Origin of the sequence: Litoribaculum gwangyangense (assembly GCF_039543505.1) — a bacterium.
GTDB classification, from domain to species: domain Bacteria; phylum Bacteroidota; class Bacteroidia; order Flavobacteriales; family Flavobacteriaceae; genus Litoribaculum; species Litoribaculum gwangyangense.
Window position 1 is genome coordinate 456936 of sequence record NZ_BAABJW010000002.1, and the last position, 13345, is coordinate 470280.

The following is a 13345-nucleotide window of genomic DNA, read 5'->3' on the forward strand; positions in this document are numbered from 1 at the left end:
TCAACTCCATTTCATTTTCTGTAACCTTACCGCATTTAGAATTGCTAATAAAGCCACGCCTACGTCTGCAAAAACAGCTTCCCACATTGTTGCTAAACCCCCTGCTCCCAAAATCAGTACAATTACTTTTATTCCAAAAGCCAAAATGATATTTTGCCATACAATTTTTCGTGTGGAACTGCCTATTTTAATAGCTTTCACTACTTTTGAAGGTTGGTCGGTTTGAATGATAACATCGGCTGTTTCTATGGCTACATCGCTACCTAATCCGCCCATTGCTATACCTACATCACTTGCTGCTAAAACGGGTGCATCATTAATACCATCACCAATGAAGGCTACTTTATTTTCTGAATTTTTCTTTATTGCTTCAACTTCATTTAATTTATCCTCTGGCAATAAACCTCCCTTGGCATTTTCTATATTTAAATCCTTTGCCACTTGTTGAGTTATGGAATCTTTATCTCCTGAAAGCATCATTATTTTTTTAATCCCTACCCTATGTAAACTTGATATGGTTTCTTTAGCATCCTCCTTTAATTCGTCCGCAATTACCACATAACCTGCAAAAACATTATCAATAGCTACCAAGACAATAGATTCCACGATAGCTTCAGTTTCATTAGGCACTTCTATATTATTGGACACCATTAACGCTTTATTTCCAACCAAAACTTCTTTACCATTTACCACACCTTTTAACCCTTTACCTGCAACTTCAGAGACCTTATTTGCTTCAAAATTGTTGGTTCCTTTCTGGTATTCCATAATAGCTTTAGCAATGGGATGTGTGGATTGCTCTTCCATTGCCATTAAATAGTTCATAAATTCTTTTTCATTCCAATCAAACGTTTTTATGTTTTTGATTTTGAAAACTCCTTTGGTAACCGTGCCTGTTTTGTCCATTACCAAGGTGTTTATCTTGGACATTGCATCAAGAAACGAAGCGCCTTTAAACAGAATACCATTTTTTGAAGCTGCGCCTAAACCACCAAAATAGCCCAACGGAATAGAAATTACCAACGCACAAGGGCAGGATATTACCAAGAAAATCAATGCTCTGTACAACCAATCCCTAAACACATAATCCTCTACAAAAAAGTACGGTAGAAACGTAACACCTATTGCTAAAAACACTACAATTGGTGTGTAAATACGTGCAAATTTCCTGATAAACAATTCGGTTTTGGACTTTCTTGCTGTGGCGTTTTGTACCAAATCCAATATTCTGGCAATGGAACTATCTTCAAACTTATTGGTAACTTCCACTTCAATCACACTTTCCAGATTGATGCTTCCTGCATATACTTTTGACTTTTTATTTATGGTGTCAGGTTTACTTTCGCCTGTTAACGCTGCGGTATTTAAAGATGCTTTTTCAGATAGCAGAATTCCATCCAATGGGATTTTTTCACCCACACGTACTTGGATTTTTTCGCCTATTTCGACACTTTCAGGATTGACACTTTTATAATCCCCATCTCGAAAAACATTGGCTTCCTTTGGTCTTACATCCAATAAGGCCTTAATGTTTCCTTTGGCTCTATTGACTGCTGCATTTTGAAACAATTCGCCTACTGCATAAAATAGCATCACCGCAACGCCTTCGGGATATTCACCTATTATGAACGCACCAATAGTTGCTATAGACATTAAAAAGAACTCTGTAAACACATCGCCCTTTTTTATGCTTTCCCAACCTTCTTTCACTACCGGAAAACCAACAGGTAGATATGCTATGCCGTACCAAATTATACGAAGCCAATCCTTAAAAAAAGAAACATCAAAATAGTCTAATCCTATTCCAATGATAAGCATTGTAAAACTTATAATGGCGGGAATGTATGCTTTAAATTGACTTGAACTTTTACCGTGATGATTGTGGCCATCATCGTGACTATGCCCGTTATCAGAATCAAGCTTTAAGTCTCTTAAATTAATTTTCTTTTTTTTCATTTTTAAGTTGTCTTAAATTCAAAGTTCCGTAAAATTAGGATGCAACAGAAGTGCATTTATTGGCCACTACACTTATCACATATACCTTTTACCACCAAGTTTACATTTTCTGCTACAAAACCTTCAGGAACTTTGATTTGTGGTATTTTATGTTCTGTTAAGCAAACAGTATTACCACAGATGCTACAATGAAAATGTAAGTGCAAATCTGTTTTAATATTGCAATTGCAACCTTGTTCACATAATGCGTATTTGGTAATACCTGTACCATCGTCTATTTGATGCACAATATCGTTTTCCTCAAAGGTCTTTATTGTTCTGTAAAGCGTTGTTCTATCTGCTTTTCCAAACGCATTTTCAATGTCGCTTAACGTTACAGCAATTTCTTTTTCTGCAAGAAATTTATAAATAAGCAACCGCATTGCCGTAACGCGAATACCTTTTGACTCTAATAATTGTTCTATTGTTTCCATAATTAATGAGCGTGTTCTGCTTCTCCTTTTTTCATTTCTGCTATAAGGTAATACGCATTATTGTAAGCAAATTTGGTATTAGCGGATACTTCTTCTGAAAAAGTAACTGCAATCCAATCTCCATCTTTTTCTCCAGTTATTACTTCTACAGGCTTAAAAGCCCAAATTTCACCTTCTTTTTCTAACGTAAAAACAAAAAATCTATCGCCATCTTTTACAATGGCACTTTCAGGCAATGCCTTTGTTAAAGCATTATCGGTTTGTATTCTTCCTTGAATGTACATACCTGGAATGAGATTACCTGATTTATTTTCTATTTCGGCGTGCACGTGAACCGCTTTAGGGTTGTCTTCAAAGGTTTTGCTTACCGAGTAAATCTCGGCCGAAAGTTCTGCATCTGGTATGGATTGCACACTAAAAGTTACCTTTTGCCCTTGTTTTACTTTATAGACATCTTTTTCAAACACCATCAAATCTGCGTGAACGTGGTGTGTGTTTACAATCTCGAACAGTTCAGTTTGTGGTTCTACATATTGCCCTGTTTTTACTTCCACTTTCTGCACAAAACCTTCAATGGGGCTTCGTAACGGAATTTGTTGAACGATACTCCCATTACGAACTGATGCTGTATTGATATTCAAAATTTTCAGTTGAGCTGACAAACCATTTACTAATGCCGTTGAACCTTTGTATTCTGCTTCTGCCTTTTGGAAATTAGCACCAGATCCTACTCCTGCATCGTATAATTTTTTTTGGCGTTCGTAATTTTTCTTTAAAAGTTCGCTATTGCTATAAGCGTTTAGGTAATCGGTCTGTAAGGCTATAATATTTGGATGTGACAAATAAGCCACTACCTGACCTTTTTCAACTTTATCGCCTTCAATTACTTTTATGGATGTTACATTTGCTCCTATAACAGAAGTAATAGCAGCTTCGTTTTGGGGTGGTACTTCCAATGTGCCGTTTGCCTCAACATAGCCACTCATATTGCGTAAGCCCAAGGTGTCTATTTTCATTTTTAAGGCATCAAACTGTTGCTGATTAATCGTTACTTCGCCTTCTTCGTGGTGTTCTTCATTTTCACTGGTTTGTTCTGTTTTATCGTGAGAATGTCCATCATTTTCTGAATGGTCTTTTTTATTACAAGACACCATAAAAAGTGCTGCAAAAATGACTGCGATGTATTTGTATGCTGTTTTTTTCATAATGTTATTGATTGAAATATTGTAATTGAAATGCACTTTCTAAATAATTGATTAAAGCGTTTTGAGCTTCCAGTTCTGACTGTACGGCTTCTTTTACCAATTGTGTAAAGGTGGTATAATCTATTTCTCCTTCCTTATACGCCAACAACGCTCCTGATTTCTGGTCTTTGGTTAATGGTAACACTTGTGTTTTGTAAAATTCCCAAGACAGTTTCCATTTTAAATAATTTTCTTTTGCTTGTGCATATTGTGATTGTAATTCTTGTTTTTTGAATAACAAATTACTTTCTGCAATAGCATTGTCAATTTTTGCCGATTTAATTCGGGCTTTATTTGATCCTGACAGGAATGGAATAGAAATTCCTGCTTGATAGGTATAAAAACCTGAATTACCATTAACTTTTTGTAAACCACCCTGAAGGTTCAATTTCGGTAAATTATCGGCTTTTGCCGCTCTCAATTCTGCTTCGGCGACATTCAATTGATTTTCTGAAACAGTAACCATTGGATGTTCATTTGTTGATAAGCTATCAGTTTCAATCGTTGCAATGTTTTCCAATTCTTCTGATACAGTATAAATTTCGTCTTCAAATAACCAAAGATTTAACTGTTGTATGGCTATGAGGTAATCTCTGTATGCCTGTACTTTTTTATTTTGAATTTGAAACACTTGATTTTTTGCCGCTGAATACTCCAATTTAGAAATGGCTTCCACTTCAAAGTTCAGCGTAACTGCTTGTTCAAAATTACCATAGATGGAATCAAGCTCTTTGTACAACTGAAAGTTTCTCATAGACTGATAACATTTTGCCCACGCTTTTTTCACTTCCAGTTCTACCTCCAATTCAGATAATTGCAATGCTTTTTGAGACAACTCAATGCGTTGTTGTTGCAGTTTTCGTTTTGCTCCGATTCCAAACACATCCATATTTGATTGTCCAACACCGACCGTTGTGTAGATTCCTGTTCCATCTTTCACTTCTTCACCTCCTGTAAAGATTTGAGTAGAACCAAAATCATATGCTGTGGATTTTAGGTTTTCTTGTTTGGTAACTTCCAATTGTTTTTGCTTCAATAGTGGATAGTTCTTTTTAGATAAAGCAACAGCATCGTTTAAAGTGATTTTAGACAAGGTATCCGTGATTTGTTGTGCATTACTTCGAGTTGAAAACACAAACATTAAAACCAGTACTGCGGTTGCACTCACTATTTTTTTGTTTAGCTTTAACCTAAACGATTTATTCTCTACCCAATGATATAAAATAGGCAATACAAATAAGGTGAGTAATGTAGAAGTCAATAACCCACCAATAACTACGGTTGCCAACGGACGCTGTACTTCTGCACCTGCCGATGCTGAAACAGCCATTGGTAAAAAGCCCAATACATCAGTAAAAGCAGTGAGCATAATGGGACGTATTCTTCGCTTTGTACCTTCCAAAATTCGTTCTTTTAAATTGGTAACGCCTTCTTCTTTCAATTCATTTAAGCCACTTATCATTACCAAGCCGTTTAGTACGGCCACGCCAAACAATACAATAAAACCAACACCTGCCGAAATGCTAAAGGGCATATCTCGTAGCCACAACGCTACCACACCGCCAATGGTAGCCATTGGAATAGCAATGTATATCATTAAGGTTTGTGGTACTGATTTTAAAGCAAAGTATATCAGTACGAAAATAAGCAGTAAGGCAATAGGTACTACGGTTTGCAAGCGGTTACTGGCTCGTTCCAAATTTTCAAAAGCACCGCCATAGCGTACAAAATAGCCAGAGGGTAATTTCAATTGTGCATCTAATTTGGTTTTAATTTCTTCTACCAATGATTTTACATCACGCCCTCTTACATTTATACCTACATAGGTTCTTCTGTTGGTATTGTCCCTACTTATTTGCATAGGTCCCGCTTTATAAGATATATCAGCTATTTCACGAAGTGGAATTTGTGCCCCAGAAGGCAAATTGATAAACAGATTTTGAATATCTGATATATCCTTACGATTGTGTTGGTTTAAACGAACTACCAAATCAAACCGTTTTTCGCCTTCAAAAATAACGCCTGCATTTCCTCCGGCAAATGCCGATTGCACCATTTTGTTAAGTGTGTTGATTTGCAGCCCGTATTGCGCCAACTTATCTCTATTGTAGGTTATGGTCATTTGTGGTAAGCCTGTTGTGGCTTCGGCTTTCATATCACCAATACCCGGTGTTCCTGCAATTATTTTAGTGATTTCCTCTGCCTTTTGGGATAAGACCTCGATGTCTTCGCCGTACAACTTAATGGCAATATCTTCACGCACCCCTTCAAGCAACTCATTAAAACGCATTTCTATGGGTTGGGTAAATTCATAATTGACTCCAGGGATAATTTCAACAGCTTCTTTCATTGCTTCAATAAGCTCATCTTTTGTCTCTACCGTAGTCCATTCATTTTTAGGTTTTAGGATTACAAATACATCTGCTAAATCCATAGGCATTGGGTCGGTTGGTATTTCTGCAACACCAATTCGACTAACTATTTTTTCAACTTCGGGAAATTTTGCCTTTACAATCTGCTCAATTTTGGTAGTGGTTTCTACTGTTTCAGATAGTGAACTACCTGGTTTTAAAATGGCGTGGAATGCAATATCGCCTTCATCGAGTTGTGGGATAAATTCACCTCCCATTCGGGTAAACATAAAGACTGTTACAGCAAATAGAGCCACTGCAATCCCTGTAATTAATTTGCCTTTTAAAAGGGCTTTTTCCAATAAAGGTTTGTACTTATTTTCAACCCAATGCACAAATTTATCACCATAAGATAATTTATCATTTTTTGGTGTTCTCAATACTAAAGCAGACATCATTGGTACGTAGGTAAGACACAAAACCATAGCTCCAATCATTGCGAAAATAAAGGTCAATGCCATTGGTTTGAACATTTTCCCTTCAATACCTTGTAAGGCTAAAATGGGAAGAAACACAATAAGGATAATAAGCTGACCGAAAAAGGCTGCATTCATCATTTTTTTGGAAGCCGATGCAGCAACCTCATCACGCTCCTTGTTTGTTATTTTTTTCTTTTTAAGTACTTGGGAAGCGATAAGAAATACAGTAGACTCCACAATAATTACTGCACCATCTACAATAATTCCGAAATCTATAGCTCCTAAACTCATCAGGTTTGCCCATACGTTGAATACATTCATTAAAATAAATGCAAACAGTAACGATAGTGGAATAGTTGATGCTACAATTAAACCACCTCGCCAATTACCCAACAAGAAAATGAGGACGAAAATAACGATTAAAGCCCCTTCAATAAGGTTTTTAGCAACTGTAGAAGTGGTTTCACCAATTAACTTACTTCTGTCTAAAAGTGGTTCAATAACAACACCTTCTGGTAACGATTTTTGTATTTCAACCATTCTCTCTTTAACATTGGCAATCACATCATTTGAATTTGCTCCTTTAAGCATCATTACCAAGCCACCGACAACTTCTCCTTCACCATCTTGTGTTAATGCTCCGTAACGAATGGCTGAACCAAATTGAACCGTTGCTATATCACCAATGGTAATAGGCACATTATTAATGGTTTTAACCGTAATTTTTTTTATATCGTTTAAACTTCTTGCCAAACCTTCTCCACGTATAAAATTAGCCTGGTGGTTTTTTTCGATATAAGCACCTCCCGTATTTTGGTTGTTGGCTTCGAGGGCTTCAAATACATCTGTAATGGTAATCCCTATAGATTTAAGCTCGTTAGGGTCTACAGCAACTTCATACTGTTTTATTTTACCACCAATAGCGTTGACCTCGACAACCCCAGGAACCATTGCCATTTGGCGTTGTACAATCCAGTCTTGCATTGTACGCACATCTGAAATGGAATATTTGTCTTTAAACTCTGGGGCTACTTTTAAAGTGTATTGATATATTTCTCCCAGACCTGTGGATATAGGCCCCATTGTAGGTTCGCCAAAACCAGCAGGAATTTGTTCTTTTACTTCGTTGAGTTTTTCTGCTACCAATTGCCTTGGAAGATATGTACCCATATCATCATTAAATACGATGGTTACTACTGACAGACCAAAGCGTGAAATTGAGCGAATTTCTTCCACATTGGGCAAATTGCTCATTGCCACCTCAACAGGATAGGTAACTATTTGCTCAATATCTTCTGTACCTAAATTTGGGGATTGCGTTATTACCTGAACTTGGTTGTTGGTAATATCGGGAACGGCATCTATGGGTACTTTTGTCATACTCCAGATACCTGCTCCAATAATGGTAAGCGTTAGCAAACCAATAATGAATTTATTATTGATTGAAAAATCAATGATTTTATTAATCATAAGAATGGTTATAATGAATTTATAAATAGAGATAAGCAACCTATTACAAAAATGGGTTACTTGAATTTATAAGATACCTGCATACGCAGGTATTCATTAAACCTGTGGTGGTTGTAAAAGGGTAGTATTGAAGTCTTTTTCAAGACCATCAAAATAATAGAATAATTGAGTTGGAATAACAGTATTAGATAAACTGTAATCTACAACATTAAAATGTGTAACGTGAATATGACAACAGTGGCATTGGCAAAATGGTGAGCATAAATCTGCTCCTTGGTGTTGATGGTCGTTGTCTAACGCTTGAGAAATTTCAGTTTTAACCTCATTATCAGGTATACCATTATCTTCACAAGGCACTAAATTGAGCGCAAAGATATAAATAGATAATATGAGTGCTAACACTTTCATCGAGACAAAGATAAAAATATTTTAATGCAATGGTGTTGCAAAGTATTTATAAAAACCACAACGTATCTTTTGCATCCTCTGGAACACCGTTTTCAAAACGAGGTGCTATTTGGGCTACCATTTCGGGATATTTTATGGTAATTGGCACATTTTGTTGGCGTAAGGATTTCCAGTATAATCTGCTAAATTGATACACTTGGGTTAACAATTCTTCAATCACCTCAACATCTTCAAAAGCATCATCATCCGGACTACTTATTTTTATCTTTATTGGAAATGGATAACCATCAGTATCCGCATAATAAATATCATTTGGGTAACGTGCATTATTGAAGAGCAAAAATTTATTTACTCCTATACGAATGTATGTACCACTTATAGGCATTAATTTATCTCCCCAATTTACATCGTAAGCAATCATATCTTCTGCTTCGGTTTTATTAATATTCAGAATATATAAAGGCACTCCTAATTTTAGTTTATTCATCCCATCAATAATTGGCTGTAGTTCTTCGTAACTCATTTCTTTATAAAAATGAATCACTACTTTATCTGCTTGGGCTACTGATGTAAAATCTCTAATTGCCTTTAATATACTACCTGCTAAAAGTTCTGTTTCGTTTTGATTGAAGTATTCAAAATTTCTAAACAATCCATTATTTTGAAAGCTAAATGCACTTGCTATATACCTTCTGTTTTCTCCTTGATTGGTAAATGCTCCTACACCAATTACCAATTCTTTTTTATCGGTTACTGCCAGCTTCCAAGGTGCACCACCTAATTTAGCGTGAATAGCTAATGCCATATTTTGCAATGAAAACTGAAAATTGTATTGGTCTTGGATGTTTACAATCATTTTTTCATAATCGACCACTTGGGTTACAATGCTTTCATTTAAAAACAGTTCCTTAATACGGATGTAAATTTCCCTATCGTCGGGATCTGGTGTAAACTTATCGAAAGGGCTGATGTAAAAGGCTGCATACTTTACATTTTCGTGGTCAAAAGTTAAACTTTCAAGCTGTTCAACTATTTCGGGTATTGGGTCGTTTTCGTTAGTGAACTCAATAAAATGCTCTTTTGAAGCTGTAGCCTTAATATTTACATAGGCTTCCAATCCTTTATAATAGTTCTTTTCAGTATTTACACCTTCCTTTAAATTTTGATAGAAAGACAATACCGAATCCTTATGTGAGGTATGGCAAATGAAAAATATCTTGATATTTTGATTGCCTGGACGCCTGTAAGGGTTTAGAATGTTCATCGCCTTTTTAGGCACTAAATGGTTTCTTTTATTACCATATTGATCCTTACCAAACTCTAATAAGCCCAAGTTAGGGTTAATGTGATTGATGCGATTGCCAGGAACATCTATAAATGCATCTTGCTTAAACGGAAATAAAGCCTTAAATTCTTCTGTAAACAAGTAGTTTTTAGCAAAAGTAGTAATGAGTAATACATACTTTTGGTATCTGTTCTTTGGCCTGTCTGGTTCTTCAATAGGTATATTTAAAGCTCTTGCCAGTTGTAAATTGAATATTGGAAAGGCTTGAGTAAATTCTATGCTGTTGTAAAACTCTTCTTTGTCCTCTGTATCGAGATTCATTTGGTAATTGAAGGTTTTTTGACCATACACACAACGCTTTATAAACTCTGTTTCCTCGATTTCCTTAACTGACTTTGTGAGGACTTTTGACGTACCATCATACGATACTACAAGTTCTGGTAAGTCTGTGAGTGTAGCAAATAGAATTTTGAATGAGAATTTATAGTATAAATTATAGTCTGTTGTATTCCCTTTTTTTGAAGGCATCCAAACCTGTACATCACGTACAAAGTTTTTGACTACAATGTAACCCTTTTCTAAAAAATAGGTTTTTAATTGGTGTTTAAGGAATTGCTTGTATATGCGTAGTTCTTTATCCTTTACCAAGTTTATTTTGATAGTTGGGGCATTGGGTATTTCTTGGGTAAATGTGGTGAAAATATGCTCTAAACCTGATATATCTGTATCTGGAAACGCCTCTTTTATCTGCTTTGAAAACTTTGATCTATGGATGGGATGGCTACCCTCAATATCTTCTAACGATAGATATATGACAGGTGTACTACTTGGCCATTTAAAATTGAGTATGTTGGTTTTTAAGTGTTCTTGCATAGGTATTGAGGTGTTTTTGTATTTACATATAGTGAGTTATTATAGGTTATAAATAGACATCGTACTTTTCAAGTTTTTCAAATAGACCTAATATATTTTCAATGATTTCATTAATAAAATTCTTATTGTCAAATACCAAGTTGTAATAAACAATATCCCTATTTTTCTCCAATAAAATATATCTTCCTTTAGAAAAGGATTTTAGAGTATTATATTTTCTAATTTCATCACCAAAGACTGTACTGTTATTGTGTACAATACAATTTCTCACTCTCCTTAAATTATTTATATATGACCAATGAGGTTCTAATTCTTTAATATCAACTTTAGCAGCTCTTGTTAAAAACAACTTTGCTTTTTCAAATTCACTATTACCACGTAAATCATCCAAACCAAACTCTTTATTATGCATTAAACAATAAGAATTACACACGTCTTGAATAGTCCGTTCTATAAAAGAAAACAATTGTGTAATCATTGAAGCCCTAAAACTTTGTACAAAATCCCTATCAATCTCGATTACCTTTTCAACCAAAGTATCTTGTAAATGGTTTAAATATTCATCCGCATACTTTTTAGGTTCTGCTTCAATTTTAGCCATTATTTCAGTATACTCCTTTTCGTGATTGGTTAAAGAATTATCGAAATGGTCTTCAACAAATTTTGCATAATTGCGAAAGGTTTGTAACTCCAAGTCTAAAAAGAAAATATTGTTATCTTTTCTGAAATTTGAAAGTGCGTTTATTCTTGACATTTCATTATTCTTTTTTTTGCTCACTTTTTAAAAGTCCATTTTTAATCAATTCTATAACATCCTCATCAGAGAATTGGTTTTTACTTTCAAGAAACTCTTCGATTTCTTTATCTGATTTTTTTAAACTTTTTAATAAACTTTTAAATTGAATACCAAACTTATTTTTTTGTTTAATGTCAAGTGTCATAGAAACCTCATCTTTATAAGCCATAAAAGAATCATATAATTTATGATAAACGTTACCTATGGCTCCAGCAAAAGGTATCATTGTTGGTGTTTCTGTTCCACCTTTTAAAATCTGATCACTTGAAATACCTGGATAAGGGTCAATAAAATAAATTGTTCTAATACCTAATTGATAGGCTTTTTTAGCACATAACTCACAAGGGCTTGCTGTTGTAAAAAGTATACCATTCTTAATACCTTGTCCTCCAAGTTTAGTAATTTGTAACATTGCATTTTCTTCAGCGTGTAAAGAACGTGTATGCACCTGATTTGCTTCACCTTCATAATGATTATGAACAGTCTTAAAGCAGAATGAACAATTTTTACCATTTAAATCATCTTTATTCTTGCTGTAGCTATCTTTAAAATAATCTGTCAAAGCAGTTGGGAAATTCTCTGGATACTCCCCTTTGTATTTGAATGAGGCATTTTGTGAGTGATTCCCCTTCTCAAACGGACTGTAATGATTTGATTCTTCTAATTCTTGTTTAGATTTTGGATTAATTATATCATTAATGTTCCTTAAATTACATGGTGTATGTCCTTTTGCAACATCATTCCATCCTACCGACCTAATATAAAAATCTTCATCACTAATAGCTGCGCCAACATTTCTTGAAATACACCCTGAATTTAATTTTGCCGTATGAGCTATTTGCATACACCTTTCTGGTGAACTCGGGGTTAATAAACCCGGTTGAGCAATTAAAGCCATTAACTTTAATAATTGCTCTTCTCTTGTAATGAAATTACGTTCCTTGAATTTTTCATTTAAATGCAAATCAAAAAACGTCTTTATATCCTCTTTTTTTAAGTTAAGTATATGATAATCGCTTTTCTGAATACAATTTTCAACATCAGGGGAAGAAAATAAACCTTTTGAAAAATCACCTGTTTTATATTCAACTTCATCAAGCTCCAACAGCTTATTTGCTACCTTTTCCCTCTCTATCTCGTCATCTATAATGTGTTCAAGTCTTTTTTGTATTCTTCTTTTTGAATTTCCTATTACATCTTTAGTAGCGAGCATATAAAATGCTGAATATCTTTCTTTAAAAAACATTATCTCTAATGAGTTTCTTAAAGAGTCTATTACTATTCTTGTTGGCATACCATTATTATTAGCCTTTCGTGCCTTAATTAGCCTATTTATAACCTCCGCAATTGTATAAACATGCTTAATTCCTTCCCCTTTCTCTTTAAGTGGATGGCCTGTTTGCCTAATATTACATGCTAAATAATGCAAGAAAAGTGTACGTCTGAAAAATCCATATTTTTCTAAAGCCATAAATAATTTATGACAAAAATGTTTAAAGTCTGATTTAAAGAAAATCTCATTTAGTTTAGACAAATCATCTTTAGATTTAATATCTTTTACCTCACCTAAACTTTTTATATCATCTATTAATTCCTTGTATTCCAAATGAAGATTAACAATATCTTTAAATACATTTGATACAATATCCGAATTATCTTCACCTAATTTTTCTACAAAATATTTCTCTAAAATCTTTCTTAAAAACTTTAGGTTACCTCCCTCTTTGTTAAATAGATAAAAAACAATTACGTTTTTATACATTATTTTTTCAAAAGGAATCCAATTTCCCTTGAACTCCATAAATTCATTTAAAATCTTATACTTCCTATAAAAAAGATCTCTTGGGTCGAAATCGGAAAGAGGTCTTAACCCATCTTGCTTTTTGAATTTAGTGTAGCTATAAGTTAAGTGATTTGCTACCTTGGTACAACCTGACCCCGTACGGCCTGTTAAACCTATTACTACAAAATCTCGCCTTAATGAATATAAATTGTCTAATTTCATTTACA

General features: G+C 34.4%; 8 protein-coding genes. All 8 read right to left on the reverse strand.

Features of this window, described 5'->3' with window-relative positions:
* Positions 1-1956 carry a heavy metal translocating P-type ATPase gene (locus ABD963_RS07600; RefSeq protein WP_345276354.1) on the reverse strand — a complete coding sequence of 652 codons (1956 nt, stop codon included), beginning with the start codon at positions 1954-1956 and terminating at the stop codon, positions 1-3.
* Positions 1957-2012: 56 nt separating this feature from the next.
* A complete protein-coding gene (locus ABD963_RS07605; protein ID WP_250432545.1) occupies positions 2013-2429 on the reverse strand; it encodes a Fur family transcriptional regulator in 417 nt (138 codons plus the stop codon).
* Between the two features lie 2 nt (positions 2430-2431).
* Positions 2432-3634: an efflux RND transporter periplasmic adaptor subunit gene (locus tag ABD963_RS07610; protein WP_345276355.1), complete on the reverse strand. Its 1203-nt coding sequence runs from the start codon at positions 3632-3634 to the stop codon at positions 2432-2434.
* Between the two features lie 4 nt (positions 3635-3638).
* Positions 3639-7973 carry a CusA/CzcA family heavy metal efflux RND transporter gene (locus tag ABD963_RS07615; protein ID WP_345276356.1) on the reverse strand — a complete coding sequence of 1445 codons (4335 nt, stop codon included), beginning with the start codon at positions 7971-7973 and terminating at the stop codon, positions 3639-3641.
* 96 nt (positions 7974-8069) lie between these two features.
* The gene (locus tag ABD963_RS07620; RefSeq protein ID WP_062618764.1) at positions 8070-8381 is read right to left on the reverse strand and encodes a DUF6660 family protein; all 312 of its coding nucleotides are present in this window, start codon (positions 8379-8381) and stop codon (positions 8070-8072) included.
* A gap of 46 nt (positions 8382-8427) precedes the next feature.
* Complete coding sequence (locus ABD963_RS07625) at positions 8428-10539, reverse strand: Piwi domain-containing protein (RefSeq protein WP_345276357.1); 2112 nt, start codon at positions 10537-10539, stop codon at positions 8428-8430.
* A 46-nt stretch (positions 10540-10585) separates the two neighbouring features.
* Positions 10586-11293 (reverse strand): hypothetical protein, encoded by a 708-nt coding sequence (locus tag ABD963_RS07630; protein WP_345276358.1) that lies wholly within the window; start codon positions 11291-11293, stop codon positions 10586-10588.
* A 4-nt stretch (positions 11294-11297) separates the two neighbouring features.
* Positions 11298-13340 carry a cytidine/deoxycytidylate deaminase family protein gene (locus ABD963_RS07635; protein ID WP_120201189.1) on the reverse strand — a complete coding sequence of 681 codons (2043 nt, stop codon included), beginning with the start codon at positions 13338-13340 and terminating at the stop codon, positions 11298-11300.
* Between the last annotated feature and the right edge of the window lie 5 nt (positions 13341-13345).